The sequence below is a fragment of the Anaeromonas frigoriresistens genome (genome assembly GCF_016820655.1).
Taxonomy (GTDB): Bacteria; Bacillota; Clostridia; order Tissierellales; family SIT17; genus Anaeromonas; species Anaeromonas frigoriresistens.
In genome coordinates, this window is record NZ_WSFT01000019.1 from 23843 (window position 1) to 46486 (window position 22644).

The 22644-nt window shown below is 29.0% G+C and carries 20 protein-coding genes; 1 reads left to right on the forward strand and 19 read right to left on the reverse strand.

All coding sequences use genetic code 11. The annotated features are described in order from the left end of the window. Positions 1-20: 20 nt before the first annotated feature. Together GOQ27_RS03845 and spoIIE are read right to left on the reverse strand one after the other, a co-directional pair. Positions 21-719, reverse strand: a complete 699-nt coding sequence (locus tag GOQ27_RS03845) for a vWA domain-containing protein (RefSeq protein WP_203365506.1) — start codon at positions 717-719, stop codon at positions 21-23. A gap of 81 nt (positions 720-800) precedes the next feature. After that, on the reverse strand, positions 801-3185 hold the full coding sequence (gene spoIIE, locus GOQ27_RS03850) for a stage II sporulation protein E (RefSeq protein ID WP_203365507.1): 2385 nt from the start codon (positions 3183-3185) through the stop codon (positions 801-803). 302 nt (positions 3186-3487) lie between these two features. On the opposite strand from spoIIE, the gene GOQ27_RS03855 reads away from it, so the two are divergent. Next, positions 3488-4732 carry an MDR family MFS transporter gene (locus tag GOQ27_RS03855; protein WP_203365508.1) on the forward strand — a complete coding sequence of 415 codons (1245 nt, stop codon included), beginning with the start codon at positions 3488-3490 and terminating at the stop codon, positions 4730-4732. A gap of 82 nt (positions 4733-4814) precedes the next feature. Here GOQ27_RS03855 and GOQ27_RS03860 read toward each other — a convergent pair whose 3' ends face one another. The 17 genes from GOQ27_RS03860 to purR all read right to left on the reverse strand — a co-directional run bounded on the left by GOQ27_RS03860 (position 4815) and on the right by purR (position 22373). Further along, positions 4815-5216 carry a S1 RNA-binding domain-containing protein gene (locus tag GOQ27_RS03860; protein ID WP_203365509.1) on the reverse strand — a complete coding sequence of 134 codons (402 nt, stop codon included), beginning with the start codon at positions 5214-5216 and terminating at the stop codon, positions 4815-4817. An 87-nt stretch (positions 5217-5303) separates the two neighbouring features. After that, complete coding sequence (locus GOQ27_RS03865) at positions 5304-5693, reverse strand: FtsB family cell division protein (protein ID WP_203365510.1); 390 nt, start codon at positions 5691-5693, stop codon at positions 5304-5306. A 129-nt stretch (positions 5694-5822) separates the two neighbouring features. After that, positions 5823-6332: a spore cortex biosynthesis protein YabQ gene (gene yabQ, locus GOQ27_RS03870; protein WP_203365511.1), complete on the reverse strand. Its 510-nt coding sequence runs from the start codon at positions 6330-6332 to the stop codon at positions 5823-5825. A 66-nt stretch (positions 6333-6398) separates the two neighbouring features. Further along, on the reverse strand, positions 6399-6677 hold the full coding sequence (gene yabP / locus GOQ27_RS03875) for a sporulation protein YabP (RefSeq protein WP_203365512.1): 279 nt from the start codon (positions 6675-6677) through the stop codon (positions 6399-6401). A 100-nt stretch (positions 6678-6777) separates the two neighbouring features. Then, on the reverse strand, positions 6778-7020 hold the full coding sequence (locus GOQ27_RS03880; protein WP_203365513.1) for an RNA-binding S4 domain-containing protein: 243 nt from the start codon (positions 7018-7020) through the stop codon (positions 6778-6780). 74 nt (positions 7021-7094) lie between these two features. Further along, a complete protein-coding gene (locus GOQ27_RS03885; protein ID WP_484477102.1) occupies positions 7095-7397 on the reverse strand; it encodes an HU family DNA-binding protein in 303 nt (100 codons plus the stop codon). Between the two features lie 123 nt (positions 7398-7520). Then, positions 7521-8999, reverse strand: a complete 1479-nt coding sequence (yabN, locus tag GOQ27_RS03890) for a bifunctional methyltransferase/pyrophosphohydrolase YabN (RefSeq protein WP_203365515.1) — start codon at positions 8997-8999, stop codon at positions 7521-7523. Positions 9000-9032: 33 nt separating this feature from the next. Then, positions 9033-10631, reverse strand: a complete 1599-nt coding sequence (locus tag GOQ27_RS03895; RefSeq protein WP_203365516.1) for a putative polysaccharide biosynthesis protein — start codon at positions 10629-10631, stop codon at positions 9033-9035. Between the two features lie 77 nt (positions 10632-10708). After that, complete coding sequence (locus GOQ27_RS03900) at positions 10709-12325, reverse strand: putative polysaccharide biosynthesis protein (protein ID WP_203365517.1); 1617 nt, start codon at positions 12323-12325, stop codon at positions 10709-10711. A gap of 162 nt (positions 12326-12487) precedes the next feature. Continuing rightward, a complete protein-coding gene (gene spoVT, locus GOQ27_RS03905; RefSeq protein WP_203365518.1) occupies positions 12488-13039 on the reverse strand; it encodes a stage V sporulation protein T in 552 nt (183 codons plus the stop codon). A 177-nt stretch (positions 13040-13216) separates the two neighbouring features. Beyond that, a complete protein-coding gene (locus GOQ27_RS03910) occupies positions 13217-14257 on the reverse strand; it encodes a peptidylprolyl isomerase (protein WP_203365519.1) in 1041 nt (346 codons plus the stop codon). 60 nt (positions 14258-14317) lie between these two features. Continuing rightward, on the reverse strand, positions 14318-17833 hold the full coding sequence (gene mfd, locus GOQ27_RS03915; RefSeq protein WP_203365520.1) for a transcription-repair coupling factor: 3516 nt from the start codon (positions 17831-17833) through the stop codon (positions 14318-14320). A 73-nt stretch (positions 17834-17906) separates the two neighbouring features. Then, positions 17907-18467, reverse strand: a complete 561-nt coding sequence (gene pth / locus GOQ27_RS03920; RefSeq protein ID WP_203365521.1) for an aminoacyl-tRNA hydrolase — start codon at positions 18465-18467, stop codon at positions 17907-17909. A gap of 21 nt (positions 18468-18488) precedes the next feature. After that, positions 18489-19436 carry a ribose-phosphate diphosphokinase gene (locus tag GOQ27_RS03925; protein ID WP_203365522.1) on the reverse strand — a complete coding sequence of 316 codons (948 nt, stop codon included), beginning with the start codon at positions 19434-19436 and terminating at the stop codon, positions 18489-18491. Positions 19437-19456: 20 nt separating this feature from the next. Beyond that, a complete protein-coding gene (gene glmU, locus GOQ27_RS03930) occupies positions 19457-20833 on the reverse strand; it encodes a bifunctional UDP-N-acetylglucosamine diphosphorylase/glucosamine-1-phosphate N-acetyltransferase GlmU (protein ID WP_203365523.1) in 1377 nt (458 codons plus the stop codon). Between the two features lie 310 nt (positions 20834-21143). Further along, the gene (gene spoVG, locus GOQ27_RS03935) at positions 21144-21422 is read right to left on the reverse strand and encodes a septation regulator SpoVG (RefSeq protein WP_203365524.1); all 279 of its coding nucleotides are present in this window, start codon (positions 21420-21422) and stop codon (positions 21144-21146) included. Between the two features lie 132 nt (positions 21423-21554). Beyond that, positions 21555-22373: a pur operon repressor gene (gene purR, locus GOQ27_RS03940; protein ID WP_203365525.1), complete on the reverse strand. Its 819-nt coding sequence runs from the start codon at positions 22371-22373 to the stop codon at positions 21555-21557. Positions 22374-22644 lie beyond the last annotated feature (271 nt).

Sequence of the window (22644 nt, forward strand, 5' to 3'; positions counted from 1 at the left end):
ATTTAGGAAAAACCTAAATCCTATAGTACTAAACAGCTTTCTAATTTTCCGTCTAATATCTGAAGTGCTCCTTCTAAAGCTTCAGCAGTAGGAGTCATCCCAGAAGTAGTTATAATACTTAAACTCTCTTTTAATAAGCTTATATCTTCAGTAAAGTCACAAATTAATTTATAATTTTCTCTTTCTATATGCGGAAATGCTATTACGGCTATTTCACTTTTTCCTTCTCTAGAATTTAGTATATTAAGTAAGCTCAAAATACTTTTTTTTGCTATATTTATTTTATTTGTCATGCTCTTACTTGTATCTAATAGAATAATACATTTCAAATTAATAGTATCTGATAAGTTATCCATTAAATCCATAATTTTTTCTCTAGAATTAGGGTTCAAATCATTAACTTCAGTATTAATTATAGATTTCAATTCTTTATTAACTGCTGTTTGTATAGTTTGATAAATTGATTTCTGAGTTACCATCTGCATTGTTTGTTGGAGTTTGCTTAATTCTGTTAATTCACATACCCCTCTACCTATTTTTGCTATTTGTTCCACCTCATATTTAGATTTTTGACTGCTATTTTCACCAATGATACCTATTGTGCTTATGGTTATACCTTGCTCCGATATCATATTAGCAATTTCAATAGGATCTCCTTCACCATTTGATTCTCCATCGGTCACTAATATTATTTGTTTGAATAAAACTTCTTTTTCCAATTCTTCTACCCCCTATCGCTATTTACTTTTGATTATTACCAATAGGGATTTATCTATACAAAAAAGATAAGGCTAAAAACCTTATCTCTTTTTCCATACTTTAGTAACTAAAACGGTCATATCATCTTTGTTATTTTCCTCTGATATATTTATTGATTCATCTAATATTTCATCAGCTATTATTTGGGGATTTCCATTATTTATATTGTTTATAATATTTGACATCCAACTTTCTTTATCATCAGAAGATGCATTAGAGTCTAGGATTCCATCAGACATCATTATTATAAAATCTCCATCCTCTATATTACTTTCATAAATATTAAAATCTACTTCTTTAAGTATCCCTACTGGTAAAGTATTAGAATTAATTATTTCTACTCGATCTTTCTTTTTTATAAATGTAGGGGCTGATCCTATTTTTATAAACTGAGCATTTCCTTTATATAAATCTAAAACTGACATATCTATTGTAGTAAAAACTTCTTCACTGGATTTTAGTACTAATATGGAATTTATAGTTCTTAAAGCTAATTCTTTATCATAGCCTGCTTCTAAAAATTTTTCTAAGAGATTAATAGCTACACTACTTTCTTCTTTAGCCTTTTCTCCTCTTCCCATTCCATCACTAAGTACTGCATAGTAATTATTTTGTCTCTCCCCAAAGGTATAGCTATCCCCAGATATATAATTATTATTATCATGATATCTTGCTACCTTTGTAACTGAATTATATCTGTTAGATTTAATTAACTTGAATTTAACTCCTTTTCCATAATCTAAATCACTAGTAGAAAACCTATCCCTAATTAATCGGTAACCTACTACCTCAGAGGCTATTGCTATCACTTTTTCTATCATCCTTTCTTTGTTATATGTAATATTTAAATCAATATATATTTCAAATTTACCATCTTGAGATTCTGTTACAGTTATCTCCTTTGTAGGTATATCTTCTTTTTTTAACTCGCTATATATTGCTCTCTCTACCTCTTCCTTAAATCTTATTTCTGTATATATCTCTTTTGCTAAGTCTTTAATTATACTACTAACTCCATCTAATTGCTGAGATACTAATTGTCTACTTTCTAATATTTTCTTTTCCCATTTATAATTCAATTTATATATATTAAATATTTGGTTCATGGTTTCTATTAATTTTTCAGGTTTGATGCATCTTTTATCTAATAATTGTGGTAAATCATCTTCCGTTACATATCCTTTATTTTCTAGTTTATTTATAAGGTTAAATACTGAATGGTAGGTATTATAAAAGTCATTCTCCCAGCAAACCCTATGCATAGAACAATTTATACAAGTCTTAGATGCAATAGAATCCATAAACTTAGTTGTATCGTTTTCTTCTAATATTTTTTCTCTTTCTGATACCTTCTTAAATATATCTGATAACTCTTTAAAAACTGTAGAAAATTCTTTTAGTCTTCTAAATGTCATATCTTTTATCCTATTGCTATATACATCTTCTATCAAATATCCTCTATTACTTCCTACAATGATTCTATTTCCAAATTTAGATATATAATTTGATAATAACAAGAAGATTATAGATGCTAAAATCATTTCTTTAAATCCTATAATTTCTTGTGATAACCCATTTATATAAAAAGACATAATAACATTTCCTAAGGCAAAACCTATTATTATTCCAATCCTACCTATATCTTTAAATACGCCCGATAAAAGTCCAGCTATAGCATAAATTGATATAATGTATGGCATGTCCACCTGGGACATAGAACTTATTAATCCAATATTAACCCCTATAACAGTCCCCATAGTAATTCCTCGAGTATAAGAGAAAAATAATATAAGAAAAACGCCTACAATATCCATTATAGATAAGCCTAAAAGAGAAATCTCTCCTATTCCAGCTACTCCCACCGAGATCATTATAACCGCAGATATCATCTCTTCGTTAGTAAACAGTCTATCTTTACTGGATTCAAGGGCATTTATACTATAAGTAAATATAAATGTTAATGCGAATACAGCAATCCCTTCAAATAAATAAATCATTAAATCATACATATAAAAATTGGTTCCTAATAAAATAACTGATCTAAATAACACCAATACAGAAGCAGATATTATAGAAATACTCATATTTGATTTATTATGTCTTAATACATTTATAATAAAATATATTAAAATCATAGGTATTATATATTGATAACTATTTACTCCATGTATGCTGACCATACCAAACATTGCTGCTATTAATACAGATATTTTAGATTTTTTCTTTGTAGCATAAGAAGAAATGAATGCTATACCAAAAGGTGTTAAATTATCCATTATAGATGCTCTAGCTATAAAAAAGGCTATTAAAAATAATATTATATTTTCATGAGTGATACTCCTTTTATGAATGTTTTCTATTAGCAGTCCCGATGCCCACCTCCGCCTTTTTTTATGTCTTAGGTTATTCAATTCAGTATTTATCATTAGAAACCACCATCCCTTTGTGTGATGTGTAGTTAATTGTATCAGAGGATAAATGAAATATTTGTCAATTAGGGTTGTCCAATCTAAAAAAATTTCTGACATATAACTCTGTAAAAATATAAAATACTCCATTTTTTTAATAATAATTTGTTATAAATATCTAATTGATGCTCTAATTATAAACATTCTACAAATTTTATAGTTATTATATATTTAAAACAACAATATACTAATATAAAAAAATTATGATAAAATGTATTTTACAGAGTTTTTCGAAATCTTTTTTAAGGGGGTATGACAAAATGAATTTGTCGAAGGAATTAAAAGGATATATTGGTTTACCTAGAAGTATCTATGTACTATTTTTTGCTCGGATTATAAATAGTTTAGGTGCATTTGTATTTCCATTTTTGGCTATATTTCTAACTAAGAATATAGGTCTAGGAGAAAAGGCCTCAGGATATATAGTATTTGCCTCTGCCCTATCTTACATACCAGGTTCGCTTTTAGGAGGTTTTTTATCTGATAGAATAGGTAGAAAAAAAATCATGATCGTATTTCAAGGATTAGCAGCATTATGTTTTATTCCTTGTGCTTTTCTAGGTAATTCATTAATAATACCTGGTCTATTAATTCTAGCTGGTGTTTTTAGTGGAGCAGCTCAACCTGCCAATAGTGCAATGGTAGCAGATCTAACTAATACAACCAATAGAAAAAGTGCTTTTTCTCTTTTATATCTAGGAATAAATGTTGGCTTTGCCTTTGGTCCATTAATTGCTGGTTTTCTTTATAAGAACTATATAGAATGGATTTTTTTAGGGGATGCTATAACAACCATTCTTTCTTTGATTTTAGTAGTGATTTTTGTAGAAGAATCTATACCTTCGAAAGATGAAATAGAAAAAGGTAAAGAATTAAATTCCGATGAAAGAACGGAAGATGGTAACTTATTAGAAGTATTTATGAGACGTCCCGCTTTACTAGCATTTGCTTTAGTTTCCACAATATATTCCTTCGTATTTGCTCAACATGCCTTCGCACTCCCCCTGCAAATAGATAACATCTATGGAGATGTAGGAACAAAAATATTTGGAACTTTAATGACAACCAATGCAGTAGTGGTACTTCTTATGACTTTATTTTTAACAAGTATAACAAAAAAATTAAAACCAATATTAAATATTGTAATTGCTGGTTTAATGTGTTTTATAGGTTTTGGTATGATTTACTTCATAAAAAGTGTTCCTCTTTTTATAATTTCTACTGGTATATGGACATTAGGAGAGATATTGCAAGTTACTAACTCTGGAATATATATTGCTAATCATGCCCCCATGAGTCATAGGGGTAGATTCAATGCCGTACTTCCTATTATAACAGGCTCTGGATGGGCATTAAGCCCCTTAATAATGGGAGGATTTATAGAAAATAATGGTGTAAAAGCTGTATGGCCTATTACAGCATTACTTGCTATCATTGGATCTTCACTAATGTTTGTTTTATATTTAAAAGAAAAAAAATATGATAATAAACGGACAACTATATAAGTTGCCCGTTTATTATCATATTTAAAAATTGATATAATTATTCCAAGCCATAAAAAAACGGTATTTACTGGTTAAATCTAGATTATTTTATACCTTTAGAACCCATACCTTTTTTTGAATCTCTTGATTTAATCTGGTCTTGTCTCTCAGTGCTATCTTTTAAGAACTTTGAAAGTTTGTCTTCAAAAGACATTCTTTTCATCTTATGGTCCTCTTTATTTGACCAATCAATTTCAGCAGGTTTATTTGTTTTAGGTTTAGCTTGTCTAATAGATAAACTAATCTTTCCTTTTTCTACAGATAATACTTTAACCTTAACCTTTTGATTCTTTTTAAGGTAATTATTGATGTCTTTAACGTAATCATCAGAAACTTCAGAAATGTGTACTAATCCTGTTTCTCCTTCTGGTAGTTGAATAAATGCACCAAAATTAGTTATTCCAGTTACAGTTCCTTCAACTACATTTCCTACTTTAACGGGCATAAATATAATACTCCTCCTTTTAAAATATAACTATTAATCTACTAAAGTATATATTAAGATTAATTATATGTCAATATAAGTGATTGTTTAAGGGTTATCTTTAAAAATATTATTTACTTTTTTCTTATCTATATATATTATTTCATTAGGCTTAACCATATAAAGTTCTTCTCTTGCCATATTCTCTATATATTCTATTATACTTTCATACTCTTTAATTTGTTCCTCATTATCAAGGGACTCTATATATTTAATAGGATCTTTAGATGAAGATATCTTGTTTAAGTATTCAGCTTTCTTAGTATTATCTTCTATGTACTTATCCAAAGTTTCCTTTTGTTTTTCTTTTTCTTGAATTTTAGCTTGAATTTTATTTATTTCAAACTCTTGTCTTATAAAGATACTACCTAAATAAATTGCTAAGCCAAGCATTACAATATATTTGATTTTAAATTTTTTTCTCTTCTTTTTTTTCATGACCTTCGTCCTCTATTCTATTAATTTAAAATCTTTTTACCTTTATAATTATATTATATGTTAAACCTTCCATTTTTTAAAGGTATAAAATATAGAACTTTGTCCCTGTTTTTTAAGTTTTTTAAGAAACTATTTTTTCTTAATTAAATTTTTCAACTGTTTTTTATAATCTTTTGTGATTATTCCTGGAATTTTAAAATATCTTCTTGCTTTTTTATACCCTCTTCTTCCCTTATTAAAAATTTTATTTGTTGGTTTTGATAATAGCTTAATAACTATTCTTATCGGATAAAGAACAATATATACTATTTTTTTTATTAAATTAATAATTTTTCCAAATATATAATTTAAAATTTTGATTATAATATCACTTAATAGTTTTCTATAAAGAAAAAAACCTATAATAAAACCTAAAAAAATATACCATCTTAATTGTGCCCAATTACTATAGAACAATAATACTAGAGTAGTTATTGATATTATTATCCAAAATATGGTGTCTTCTATAAAAGTAGCAACTTTCTTAGGTTGACAATAGTATCTAAATATTCTATATAGGTCATAAATAAATCCTATTATAAGACCTCCATATAACGTTGTAAGAAATACATGAAATTGATTTGATACTAAATTTTCCATAATACTCCCCCAATTAAAAACAATAAAAACCAATCAAAAATTAAACCAATGGTTAAAACCATCGGTTTATTTAAACATTTTACCTAAAAACCCATTACCTTTGGAACTAGAAGAAGATTTATTACTATATATTAGAGATTCGATCATACCTTCTATTTTTACATTCCCATCCTCCAAATTTAGTTTGCTTATATTTAAAGATTCTCCTTTAATGACCAAGGAACCTCTTGCCGTGTCAACAATAATTTGATTTTCATTAAAACTCTCTACATGTTCTACTCCTGAAATACTTAATCTTTCTCTATCTTCTAGAATGAGATTTTGTGATTTAATTTTATCTTCCATAATATCCCCTCCCATTATTCCCTATGTATTAACATATGAAAATCTTTTATATATTATTACATAAAAACATCCAATAAATCTGATGATTTATTGGATCTTTTTATGTAATAACTTTATACATTTCTTGGGATTTGTCTTTAGGAGCATGTTCTAATAATTCTAATACTTCAATTTTCATAGTATTATTACCAAAGTTTATTTCAACTTTATCTCCTTCAATTACCTCTGTTCCTGCTTTAGCTTCTTTATCATTTACAAATACTCTTCCAGTGTCACAGGCTTCTTTGGCAACTGTTCTACGTTTTATTATCCTTGAATTCTTTAGGAATTTATCTACTCTCATGATATTCCTCCCCAATTTAATGATTAAAGAAAAATCAGGTCAAAGACCTGATTTTTCTTTTTCATAAATATTAATTACTTATTAACAGACTCTTTTAAAGTCTTTCCAGCTTTAAATACTGGAGCTTTTGATGCTGGTATTTGAATCTTCTCTTTAGGATTTCTTGGATTTCTTCCCTCTCTAGCTTTTCTTTCTCTAACTTCGAAAGTTCCAAAACCAACTAATTGAACTTTTTCTTCTTTAACTAAAGCTTCCTCAACGCTATTCATGAATGCATTTAATGCACCTTCTGCGTCCTTCTTAGTTAAACCACTTTTCTCTGCCATACTTGTAATTAATTCTGCTTTGTTCATTAATAATTCCTCCTTATATTTCATTAAGTATTTAATATTATGCAATCCATTTTATGGAAAATAGATTTCAAACATCTTCTTCCATTTTGATGGATTAAAAAATGCTTTAAATAGCATATTCTAGTTTTTTTGTGAAATTCCTTCTTTTTATGAATAATTTTTGTCTTTTTTTGTGTTTTTTAAGTATTTAGCCCTATTCCACAGCAAATCCATTTCTTTTAAAGACATTTCTTCCATTTGTTTCCCAATGTTTTTGCTGCTATCTTCTATATACTTAAATCTTTGTATAAACTTATTTATTGTATTATTTAGAGCTGTTTCTGGATTAATATTTAAAAACCTACCATAGTTCACTAAAGCAAATAATACATCTCCAAATTCCTCTTCTATTTCATCTACTTTATTATTATCTATAGCCTCTTTAAGTTCATCTATTTCTTCTTCTACCTTTTTATAAGCATCTTCCTTATTATCCCAATCAAAACCTACTTTAGATGCTTTTTTTTGAACTTTATAAGATTTTAATAATGAAGGCAATCCTTTTGGTATATCTATCATACTTTCAGTAGGACTTGTTATATTTTTAGATTTATTCTTCATATAATCCCAATTTTCATTGGCTTGCTTTATATCTTTAGCTTGAAAATCTTCAAAAACATGGGGATGTCTATATATTAATTTTTTTGAAATTGATGTTATAACATTCCATATGTTAAAATATCCCTCTTCTCGGGCTATTTGACTATGAAATACTACTTGTAATAATAAATCGCCTAGTTCTTCTTCTAATAAAGACATATCATCTTTATCTATTGCATCCACAACCTCATAGGCTTCTTCTATAGCATATTCCCTTAAAGACTGATGACTTTGCTTAATATCCCATAGACAACCCTTCTCACTTCTTAATGTTTCCATTATATCTACAAGATTATTCATATCATAGATATTTTTTTCTGTTTCATTACATGGAATATACACAACAGTCATATGATTATACTCTTTAATCCTATCTAATTGGTATAAGGGTATACTTTTTATACCTCCAACATCTTCGAAATCATTTATTACTTTTATAGGATATTCATCAGTATATATTTCTTCTAAATATATTTTTACTTCCGATGCAATAAGCTGGTCATATACTTGAGTAATTATAAAATCACTATTGATATCTATATCTGTAGATTTAATATCTAGACTATCAACTAACTTGATACCATTTTTCATTGATTTACCCAATACATTATATACAGCTTCTAACATTCCCGAATTATCAATTATTCGTACCTGGACTCCTAATTTATCTTTACCATCTAATAATATCTCTGTAACCTTGTCAGATAAAGTAGGACTACCAGGAGCACAATAATTAATAGTAGAGTATTCTTTAGACTTTTGAACTAAGTCATTCACTATGTATTCATATACATCTTCAAAACTTTCTAAATCTTGATATATGCTGTCATAGCTTTCATAATATATATTATTGTTTTTTAAATACTCTATAATAGGACTTTTTTCTGTTCTAAAAAAATTTTTATATTTTTTTATTGATTCTATACTATGAAGGGTCATCCTGTTAGTATCTCCAAATCCCAATCCTATAATATTTATTATAGCCATAACATCCCTCCCCATCCTAATTAATATAAAATTCTAATCTAATAAATGTATTCTTTTTAAAATAGGTATTATTTGCTCATGGTAAGGTAAAAAAGATAAATATCTTTCTTCTATACCAATAAACTTAAATATTAGGATACTATATACTAATACCCCAATTACTACAGATATAGCAATTGATAGTATATTCTTTACATCCTGTAGAATAATATACTTAGTTATAAAAACTATATAACCCATTATTATTGATGATATTAGTGGCTTTAGAATAAGTTTTTGTATATCAATCTCTATATTAGTATATTGCTTGATTGCAATAAAATCAAGGATTACTATAATAATATAGAAAATTATTGTACTAATAACTGACCCATACATCGCAATCATTCTATAACTTAATAATATATAAGTCAAAATTAATTTAAATACTCCCGAAATCATTATGTTTCTTATTGGTATATGAACCTTTCCTAAGCCGTTTAGATATACATTCATACATTGGGTTACCATAATAAAAATAACACTTATTGACGATATTGACAGGAGCTTTGATGTTAACTCTATGTCATTAGTAGATGTAGAAAATAGCAACTGTATAATTGGCTTAGATAATACCCATATACCCAAAGAAGAGGGTAATCCAATCAATATTATAATAAATAAAGAAGATTTAATTGTTTTATTTAAATCTTCTTTATTTTTATTTGTCATATATTCTGAAATAACTGGTAATAAACTGGTGGATAAAGATATAGAAAAAATTAAAGGAAAGTTAAGTACTATTCTTCCTAAAGCTATTTGTCCAATTAAATCCGCTGCATCCTCCTTTAAAAAGCCTAAAGTTAATAGTCTCCTAGTTATCATAGCCTTTTCTATAAAACTTATTAGAGGCATCGCTATGGCTCCTAAAGATAGAGGCACAGATATTTTTAATATTTCCATTATGATAGCTTTATTAGTTTCTGATTCATCCTTTTCTGATCTTATATACCTATGATCTCTTTTTTTTCTATGAAAAACATATACAATTGCCATATATAATAATGCTGAAAATGCAGCAATAGATACCCCTAAAGATACCCCTCCAGAAGCAATATCTATTCCTTTAGTTATGAAGATCCAACCTAATAACAATCCAGAGAATATCCTAAATACTTGTTCTATTATTTGGGAAACAGCTGTATGAATCATATTATTGTGACCTTGAAAATATCCTCTAAAAGAAGACATTATTGGTACAAAGAGTAATCCTGGAGCTAGAGCTATAATCGAGTAATACACATTATCATTTTTTAAAAATTTAGTTAATAAGTCTCCACTAATAAACAATAAAATTGATAAAATTAAGCCAACTATTGTTCCTATTAATAAAGCTATTTCAAAAACCCTCTTTGCACCATAATAATCATTCTTTGCTAACCTCTCAGATACTAATTTAGCAATAGCAATATTTATCCCAGAGGTAGAAAGTCCAATAAACAGATTATATATATCATTGGCTATCGTAGCATATCCAATCCCTACAGTAGTTAGTATGCGACTTAAAGGTATTCTATAAAATACTCCCAATACTTTTATAATAATATTAGATAAGCTTAAAATTACAGCTCCTTTTATGAACTTGTTTTTCATTTGATTGCCTCCATATATTATTATATCCTTAATAGCCTACAATACACAAAGAAAAAACAGCTGAGAATATCAGCTGTTTACTTTCTTAATAGACCAATTCTTCTTAATTTTATTGATAATTTATTTCCACCGGGAAGTAATTCAAAGTCTCTACTAGTTATTGCTCCAGTCATTAATAGAGCCAATCCATAACTTATACCACCAAATCCAATAGCTACTAATGTAGCTAGTTTATTTCCAATCATTGAGTTAGTTATATTATATGAAAACCATACTATAATAGTCATAATAGCTACTGATGCTATAGGTTTGATTACCATATTTATTATATTAAATTTAATTTTAGTATATCGTTTAACAGCAATAAAATTCAAAATAGCTGCTATAGAATAGGCGGTTATAGTACTTATAGCTGCTCCTTTAATACCTATTTCTGGAATTCCAGTTAGAACGTATACAATAACTACTTTCACTAATGCACCAATGATAAGGTTCCTGACTGGTATAAATGGTTTACCCATACCTTGTAATATTGCAGTTAATGATTGAACAAGGGTCAAGAATATTACACTAAAAGCTAATACTTGCAGTATTGATCCCGCACTTTCTTGTACTTCAATAGGATTGCTAAAATACAACAGTTTTACTATAGGATTAGCTAATACGAAAAGTCCCATGGCAGCGGGTAATCCTATCAGTAAAGTAACCCTAAATCCAGATGTGGTTGTTTTTCTTATTTCCCTAAAATCCCTTCGAGCAAATGCAGTAGAGATAGCTGGTACTAAACTAGCAGCTATTGCCACTGAAAAAACTTGAGGGAAGTTTATCAAAGTTTGGGCCATACCTGTAAGTTGACCATATAAGCCAGAGGCTTCCACTTCAGTATATCCTATATCCTGCAAACGTCTCATTACAATAGCTACATCTATCGTTCCAAATAAGGGAATAACAGAAGCTCCGATAGTTATGGGTATAGCTATCGACAAGATGTCCTTTATTATTTTGTTTGTACTTTCTTTATCAAATCTTGGAGATTTTCTTATCTCTCTTCTTATTTTTCTTCTTCTTTTAAAATATATATATAATATAGTTATAGTCCCTAAAAGTGCTCCTGCTGAGGCTCCAAAGGATGCCCCTCCTGCCGCCATAGGAAGTCCTTTATCTAATTTTAGTAAAACAGATACTAATATCAATCCCACACTTACACGAGATAACTGCTCAATTACCTGTGATACTGCTGTAGGAGTCATATCCTGTCTGCCTTGAAAATATCCTCTAAATGCAGACATTATAGGTGTAAATAAAAGTGCTGGTGCAAGAGCTAACATCGCATAATATGAATTTGAATTACCTACTTTATCAGCAATAAACTTTGCTCCAATAAATACAAAAGATGAAGTTAATATTCCACCAATTGCAAGGCCTATAAATGAGATTTTAAATACTCTTTGAGCCCCTCTATAATCTCCTAATGCATTCTTTTCTGATACTATTTTTGCTATAGCTACAGGTATTCCTGCTGTAGATAATGCAAACATTAAAGTATACAATGGGTATGCTGATTGATAATATCCCATACCCGTATCACCAATCATATTTGCTATAGGTATTCTATATATTGCTCCTAATATTTTTACTATGAAGCCTGCTATACCTAATATCGCAGCTCCTTTTAAGAAATTACTCTTACTCATTTACCTTTTACCTCCTAGGTTGATTATCTAATGTTAAAAATCAATACTTAGATTATATCAGAAACTTTATAGGACTAAAAGATATATATTAATTTGGTAAGAATAATATACTCTTTATTATTTCATAGTAAAAAACCTACCATTGGATAGGTAGGTAAATAATTATTGTTCCATTTGTTTTGATAGGAAGCTAGATGCTGTTTCAACTAATTTAACCTCTATTTCTCCCATTTCTGAATCAGAATCTTTGGATAACATAATCACAGAACCTATTGGATCTCCTTGAGTTACAATAGGAGCTATTACCTGAGTAGAATAATCTTCAGGATTGTATTCTTCTACAGTTATTCTAATAGGTTTCGTCTTCCCTTCTGTCAAATAAATCTCTCTTCCTTCTATTAATTTCTCTAATTCGGGACTGACTCTTTTATTTAAATATTCTTTTTTTGACCCTCCAGCTATTGCTACTACATTATCTCTATCACATATTATTGTCATATGTCCTGTAGTTTGATTTAATGATTCCGCATATTCTGTGGCAAATTCATTTAACTCTCCAATAGGTGAATATTTCTTTAATATTACTTCTCCTTCTCTGTCAGTAAATATTTCTAATGGGTCCCCTTCTCTAATTCTCAAAGTTCTTCTTATTTCTTTTGGTATCACTACTCTTCCTAGGTCATCTATTCTTCTAACTATTCCTGTTGCTTTCATATTCTACCTCCCTATGAAAATACTTATGTTTATGTTGGTTTTATTATTTTACTTTTTACCATTATTTATACATGATTGTTAATTTATTCTGTAAAGTCTTGATTTAGCTAATTTTAATATTTATTCTAACTGCACATAATAAAAAGACTACCAAAGGTAGTCTTTGTATATATATTATTAATTATCCTCTTCTGTCTCTGGAGAATCATCTGTTGTATTCTCTGTTTCCTCTGTATTCTCTGTTTCTTCTCCATCTTGCGATTCATTATTTTTTTCTTCTGTAGTTTTTTTGTCAAGCTCTAAAAGAATCTCTATCTCAGCATTATCTATTAATTCTTGAGCCTTCTCATTAAACTGTGCATTTTGTAAATTATCAATAATTTCTTCTTTATTAGCTTCAAAACCAGTCTTCTTATCTATTAATTTAATTATATGGAAACCATGTTGAGTCTGTACTATATCGCTTACTTCACCTTCTTCTAAACTAAAAGCTGCTTCTTCAAATTCAGGAACCATTTGCCCTTTTGCAAAGAATCCTAAATCTCCTCCATTCGCTCCACTTCCATCTTCTGAGTATTCTTTAGCTAATTCAGCAAAATCTTCTCCAGATTCTAGCTTTTCTTTGACTTCTTTGGCTTTCTCCTCATCTTTTACTAGAATATGACTAGCTTGAACTTTATCATACATCACTTTATTCTGTTCGTATTCCTCCTTAGCTTTTTCTTCGTCTATGTCTACTATCTTTTCTACAAGGGCTGAAATTATCATTCCCTTTTTGTACATTTCTTCAAAATATTCTTCTGAGATACCCATATTTTCTAAGTATTCTTTAAATCTATCAGTATTATCATCAGTATCTTTATATTGTTTTAGTTCTTTCTCTACTTCTTTATCCTTAACTTCTATATCTAATTCTTCTGCTTTTTGTAATAAAACTTCTTGATTTATTAAATCTTGTAATGAATTTTCCATTAATTGTTGTTCATATGTCATTCCTTCTGATGCTTCTGTTTCCCACATTTCTGGTGCAACATATCCACTAAGTTCTGCTTCTTTCTTTCTATAATCTACATATTTATCTAATTCACTTTTACTAATTTCTTCACCATTTACTTTAGCTACTGCTTCTCCCTTTGATTCATTACAACCAGAAAGAAAAACTGAAGTAGTTAATAGTAATATCATTATTAAAACAATTCCCTTATTCCACTTATTCAAATTTACCATCTCCTCTGAATTTAACATCTTAGTTACAATATAGTATTATATCTCAACTTATTACTTATTTAAACTCTGAATTTTTTCAAGTATTTCTTCAAGTACTGTTAATACTTTATCTTGAGCATAATTATTAAGTTTATATTTCAGCGCTGGGGTTTTAGAAAGATCAAAAGTCATGTTTCTTCCAAAATTATCGTACAATGCATTAATTATTTCAGGAGTTATTCGATTGACTCTATCAAACTCAAGTACAAGAATATCATTCTTTTGTGAAATATTTGTGAACATTAATTTATTAGCTAAAGATTTTATATATCCTATCCTTAATAAATTATCTACTGCTCTTGGTATATCGCCATATCTATCGATTATTTCTTCTAATAAATCACTATATTCATCCTTGCTTTCTATAGATGAGATTCTCTTATACATTTGAATTTTGTGCTCACCATTTGCAATATATTTATTTGGAATATATCCATCAACATTTACTTCTATCGTGGTCTCTACCTTTTCTACTTCTACTTCACCTTTTAATTTCCTTACAGTCTCTTCCAAGTATTTCACATATAAGTCATATCCTATGGCTGTCATGTGACCATGTTGTTCTGCACCCAAAAGATTACCTGCTCCTCGTATCTCTAAATCTCTCATAGCGATTTTAAATCCAGATCCGAATTCCGTAAATTCTTTTATAGCCTTAAGTCTTTTTTCTGCTACCTCAGATAATACCTTATCTTTCTCATAAGTAAAATATGAAAAGGCTATTCTGTTTGACCTACCAACTCTTCCTCTTAATTGATATAGTTGAGAAAGTCCCATTTTATCTGCATCATGAATGATCATCGTATTAACATTAGATATATCTAGTCCTGTTTCTATTATAGTAGTACATACTAATACATCATGCTCTCCATTCATAAAATCAAGCATAACTTTTTCAAGTTCCCTCTCACTCATTTGACCATGTCCTACAGTTATTCTTGCCTCTGGAACTAACTCTTTAAGTTTAGCTGCCATTCTCTTAATACCTTTTACTCTATTAAATACAAAATACACTTGACCATTTCTATTAATCTCTTTTATTATCGCTTCTCTAACCATATTTTCGTTATATTCTACCACATAGGTCTGTACTGGATACCTTTCCTCAGGAGGCTCTTCAATCACAGACATATCCCTTGCTCCTATCAATGCCATGTGTAAGGTTCTAGGTATAGGGGTTGCAGTTAATGTTAATACATCTACTGATTCCTTAATTTGCTTTATAGACTCTTTATGCTTCACTCCAAACCTCTGTTCTTCATCAACTATTAATATTCCTAAATCTTTAAATTTAACATCTTTAGATAATAGCCTATGGGTTCCAACAATTATATCAATATTTCCACTTTTAATTTCTGATATTATTTTCTTTTGTTGATTTGGAGTTCTAAATCTGCTTAACATTTCTGCATTTATAGGGAAATCACTAAAGCGTTCTATAATAGTATTATAATGTTGTTGAGCTAAAATTGTAGTGGGTACTAATATAGCTACCTGTTTACCATCTAACGTAGCTTTAAAAGCAGCTCTTAATGCTACTTCCGTCTTGCCATATCCTACATCTCCACATAGTAATCTATCCATAGGTCTCATTTTTTCCATATCTTCTTTGATATCTTCAATACATTTTAATTGATCATCAGTTTCTTCATAAGGAAAGGTATCTTCAAATTGTTTTTGCCATGGTTGATCCTTAGAATAGGAATATCCTTTTACAGTGCTTCTTTTTGCATATAGCTGCAACAAATCCATTGCCATATCTTCTATAGCTTTCTTAACCTTGTTTTTAGTTCTAGACCATTCTCCACTACCTAGTTTACTTACTTTTGGTTTTCCTGCATCTGCACCAATATATTTTTGTATTAAATCCATTTGATCAACAGGTATATAGAGTCTATCCTGACCTGAATATTTCACGGTTAGATAATCTTTTTTTACTCCTTGAACATTTAACTGCTCCATACCAACATATTTACCTATACCATGACTTTCATGCACGACAAAATCTCCTACTTTTAATTCTCTGAAGGAAGATATCTTTTTCTGATTTTTTTTACTCTTAGTTTTCCGTTTTCTTTTTATGGTACCGAATACTTCTTTATCACTAATAATAATATATTTAATCCGAGGATACTCAAACCCAGCAGATATAGTTCCTGGTACAATAATCACTTGACCTGATTTAATGTCAACATTACTATTTCGAGAGTATAGGCAGTCTATTCCTAACTCCATCAAATTATGAGCAAGTCTTTTGCCTCTTTCTTCAATTCCAGATAATATTACAATCTTATATCCTTTATACTTTAAATCTTTTAATTCATTTTTAAGGATATCTAGTTTATTATGAAAAGCTTGAACACCTTTAGTTAGAATATTGATTATTTTTTTAGGCTTAAAATCAGGATTATTCTTTAGTAATCCTGTTACTGTTACTATTCTCTTCTCATTAAGTATTTCTATCATATCGTCATAAGGAAAATATATATTATGATGAGATTTCAATACCTCTCCTGAGCTATATAGTTCTCTATATTTTTCTATGAAATCCTTATTTAAACTGTCTACGTTCTCATGAATTCTTGTAGGTTCATCTACTAAGGTAACTACATCATCTCCAAAGTACTCTATTACGTTTGACAAGTCATCAACCATATAAGGCAAAATTACATCTACATTCTCAATAGTTAGATTATTCTGTATTCTTTCTGTGTAATGACTAAACTTATCTTCAACTCGTTCACTTGCCTTCGTATCTTCAGACTTTTTAAAGTTTTTAATTGTTTTATTCAATTCTCTTTTTATCTCTTGAACCATACTAATTTTTGATGATTCTTGAATAAATATCTCCTTAGCAGGGGTTATTCGAGCTATATCATAATTTTCAATAGATCTTTGGTCTTTTATATCAAAGGTTCTTATAGAATCAACTTCATTATCAAAAAGCTCTATTCTATAAGGGTTATCATTAGTTATTGGAAAAAAGTCGATAATTCCTCCCCTTACACTAAATTGTCCATGTCCTTCAATCATATCTACTCGCTCATACCCTTGTATGACTAAAGCTTTTATTATATCTTCTAATAGAATTTCTTCTCCAAATTTTATTTCTTTTTTATATTTCTCAAATAATTTTTTATTCATTACTCTATTCAATATAGATTCAATAGAAGCAACTACTATAACCTTTTCTTTATTGATAAGTCTATCTAATACCTTTAGACGTTGATTGGAAATATCATGACTGACTGCATCAAAATCATAAAATACCATCTGTCTAGCAGGATAAATCTCTGAACTTTTTTGATCAAATAATGTTAAATCTTCTAGAATTGATTTAGCTCTTAATTCATCATAGGTTATAATCAGCACTTGATTATTGGTATCTTCTTTTATAGCATAGGCTATATGAGATATGTTCTCTTTAGAAAGACCATGAAGAGATATAGGAGAAATTTTTTCTTCTAATCCTTTAATTATCTGATTATACGAAGGAAGATTTTTAAGTTGATCTGTAAATATATTCACACTATCAGCTCCTTGCAAAAACACCTATAGCCCAGGACCGAAGTCCTGGGCATATTAGTTACTTTATTTCTTATTAACCATTATACATATTCATGGCTTTATCTATATCTGTTTTAATAATTTCTTCTACCGATTTAGCAGCCTTAAGGATAATATCGTCAACTTTTTCCCTATCCTCTTTATTAAAGCCCCCTAAAACATGATCTACTAGATCTCTATTTTCTTGAGGTTTTCCTATACCTATTCTTACTCTAGGAAAATTATCATCTTTTAAATGATATATTATGGATCTCATTCCATTATGACTACCTGCACTACCTTTTTTTCTAATTCTTAAAGATCCTATATCAATATCAATATCATCATATAAAACTATAATATTTTTAATAGGTATCTTATAATATTCTACTAATGATTTAACTGAAACTCCACTATTATTCATATATGTTTGAGGTTTTACTAATATTACTTTTTCTCCACTTAGGTTAAATTCTCCATAAATAGCTTGATGTTTTATTTTAATTACTTTAACATTATTTCTTTGGGCTAAGCAATCAATAGCGTCAAACCCTACATTATGTTTTGTATAATTATATTTTTTGCCTGGATTTCCCAATCCTATTACAGCATACAAAATATCCAACTCCTCAAAATATTAATCAAACAGCTTACTCACTGATTGATTCTCATAAATTCTCTTAATCGCTTCTCCAAATAATGGAGCTACAGATACTGTTTCAATTTTATCAATCTGTTTTTCTTGGGATAAAGGTAATGTATCTGTTATTATTAGTTTCTCTATAACAGAACCTTCTATTCTCTCTATTGCTGGTCCAGACAATACTGCATGAGTACATGCTGCATACACATTTTTTGCTCCAAAATCTTTCAACACTTTAGCTGCTTTAGTCATAGATCCAGCAGTATCTATAATATCATCTACTATTATTACATCTTTGCCTTTTACATCACCTATAATATTCATTACTTCAGATACATTGGCTTTAGGTCTTCTTTTTTCTATAATAGCTATAGGTAAATCTAGTATACTGGCAAAATTTCTAGCCCTTCTTACTCCACCAATGTCTGGAGATACCACAACAGTTTCTTTACTTATTTTATCTTCAAAGTGTCTCGCTAAAATAGGCACTCCTAATAAATGATCTACTGGTATATCAAAATATCCTTGAATTTGAGTAGCATGTAAATCCATAGTAACCACTCTATCTGCCCCTGCTGTAGATACTAGATCCGCCACAAGTTTTGAAGTGATTGGATCTCTTGCCTTTACCTTTCTATCTTGTCTAGCATATCCATAATAAGGAATCACCGCATTGATTCTGCCTGCTGATGCTCTTTTTAATGCATCTATCATTATTAATAACTCCATTAAATTCTCATTAACTGGAGGACATGTAGGTTGAATTACAAATACATCTGCACCCCTCACAGTTTCATTAATATTTACAGATATTTCTCCATCACTAAATGTACCTACATGTGAATCTCCTAAAGGTACTCCAACTTCATCACAGATTTTTTGAGCTAATTCTTTATTAGAATTACCTGAAAAAATCTTTATGTCTCTTCCCATAATATACATATCCTTATCCTCCTAGATTTCTATTTATTTTTCTTGTTAAAAACCCAACCCTGTTTATTTATTTGTCTAGCTCTAGCTATTGACAAATCTCCCTCTTTTACTTCATGGGTAATCGTTGATCCAGCTGCTATATATCCACTATCCCTAACCTCTACTGGTGCTACTAGGTTAGAATTACTTCCAATAAAAGCATTGTTTCCTACAGTTGTTCTATACTTCTTCTCTCCATCATAGTTAACAAATACTACTCCACAGCCTATATTAACATTCTCTCCTATATCAGCATCACCAATATACGCTAAATGAGAAGCCTTTGAATTATCTCCTACTGTGGAATTTTTAACCTCAACAAAATCTCCTATTTTAACAGAGTTGCCAATAATACTTTTAGGTCTTAAATATGCATAGGGACCTATTTTAGTATCTTTCCCTACTTTACTTTCTGTTAATGTAGAAGATTTTATGGAAACTCTATCTCCTATGGTACTATCTGTAATATTGCTATCACCTTCAATAATACAATTTTTACCAATTTCAGTATTGCCTTTTATAATAGCTCCAGGGTATATTATAGTGTCTCTTCCTATTTTAACACCCTTTTCAATATAAGTATTATCTGGATTTATAAATGTAACTCCCTGAAGCATATGATAGTTATTTATTCTACTTCTCATTATTTTTTCAGCTTCAGCTAATTGTACCTTTGAATTGACTCCAGATATTTCTAAATTATTTTTAAGGATGTAGCCTCCTACTTTATATCCTTTATTACTTAAGATTTCTATTGCGTCAGTTACATAATACTCATTTTGAGAATTATCATTAGTTAAATTTTCTAATGCTTCTTTTAAAGCTTTCCCTTTAAACAGAAACATTCCAGAATTAATCTCTTTAATTTTTAATTCCTCTTCCGAAGCATCTTTATGTTCTACTATACCTATTATATCTCCTGCTTCATTTCTTTTTATTCTTCCATATCCAGTAGAATCTTCAAACTCTGCTGTTAGAACTACTCCATCTAGATTATTCTTCGTACCATATTCTACTAATTCTTTTAAAGTATTTCCTTCTATTAAAGGAGTGTCCCCAGTTAATATTAGTACTTGATCTTTATCAGATATATAGTCCTTCGCCTGCATTACTGCATATCCAGTGCCATAGGGAACATCATCTCCTATAGGTTGAGATACATACTCCACATCATCAGCCTTTACTGAATCAATCACCTTTTCTTTCCCATGTCCTACAATTAAAATATTCTTTTCACAAGAAGCTGTTCTCGCTGCATCTATAACATGATTAACCATAGATTTACCACACACTTCATGAGCTGCCTTTGGTATGTTGGATTTCATCCTGGACCCTTCGCCAGCTGCTAATATAACAGAAAGTATCATTTAAACACCTCTACTTAAATTATTTAAATTTGAATGTATACAATATTACAGATATTATTTCCATATATAATATCTGTAATCCTTTATTAATTTAGTTAACATTTCGTTATAATTAGAGTCTACTATTTTCTACTTATTTTTTCTTTTATATTATAACAGAAAGATATATGATTTTATAGGGTTATAAGTATTATTACATATTATTTTTATATATTTATAACCTTAATGATAATTATATAAAAATAATATGTAATAAAAAATACCCCTGATTTAACTCAAAGGTATTTTGGTGGTATTCTAGAGAAAGAATCTATGCAAGTTCCTCTGCTTCCATTTGCAATTGGTTTTCATATTCCGCAAAAACTGCATCTTGAATTTTAGACCTAGTATCTGAATTAATAGGATGAGCAATATCTCTAAACTCACCATCAGCCATTTTACGGCTAGGCATAGCTATAAAAAGACCATTTAATCCTTCTATTATTTTTATATCATGAACTACAAACTCATTATCAAAAGTAACAGATACTATAGCTTTCATCTTTCCTTCCTCATTAATCTTTCTAACTCTTACGTCAGTTACATTCATGCTCTCACCACCTTCCCCCAACACAATCGATGATATTCAAAACTATTCTATAGGTAATATTCTCTATATATTTATGAATTCCTTCTTTTTTGATAAACTTTTATTAAGTTTTTTTAACACTTATTAAAAATCCTAAAAGATATCATTGTTAGGGGTAAGTCTTATTTCATTATTTAAATCGTTTATACTTTCTAAGTTAAGAAGGGCAGTATATTCTTTTATTAATTTTTCTTTTGGCTCAGGTGTAGATATCAAAACACCAGTACCTACAACTTCTGCATTAAATTCATTCATCATATCTTTTATACCTCTTGCTGTTCCCCCAGCTTTCATAAAATCATCAATAATTAAAACCTTTGAATTCTCTTTAAGAGCTTTTCTAGATAATGACATGGTTTGAATTTTCCTTGTAGATCCTGTAACATAATTTATACTTACTGTAGGACCTTCTGTAACTTTTAAGTTTCTTCTTATTATTACTAATGGAACATTTAATACCTTCGCTGTCATCATTGCTAATGGTATACCCTTAGTCTCTACTGTAACCACATAATCAATATTTTCATCCCAATATTTAGTAGCAAATATTCTTCCGATTCTATAGGAAACATTTGGAGAATAGAGTAAATCTGTCATATACATAAATCCTCCAGTAATAATTCTATCGTTATCACGAAGCTTTAAGCTGATATCATTTAAAAACTTTTCTGCTTCTTCTTTTGATATAGTAGGAATAAATTTAACTCCTCCACTTGCTCCTGAAATTGTTATTATCTTTCCTAATTTTAGATCTTGGACTAATTCTTTAACTATCATAATATCTTCACTTATACTAGATTTAGCAGTACCAAACATCTCTGTAAAATAATTATAAGTAAATACATGGTTTGTTTTTTCAGTTAATATGTTCATTATAGCCGCTACTCTTTCTTTTCTATTAAATTTCTTCACTAATTTCCCTCCTAATACGAATGATACCTTTATTACATACCATTTTATTCGTTTTTTTATCATTTATCAACAATAATCTATTTTTCATTTTATATCCCCTAAGATTATGGTATAATCATCACAGTGACTAATCTTAGTAACATTGTGTTAGTAGTACTAATTTAAAGTGTATATATAAGTAAAGATTATAATTACCTTTATAGTCATGTTAAATATCTTTTATGAATAAAATAATTAATGAATAATTTGGAAATAATATGAATTATATAAG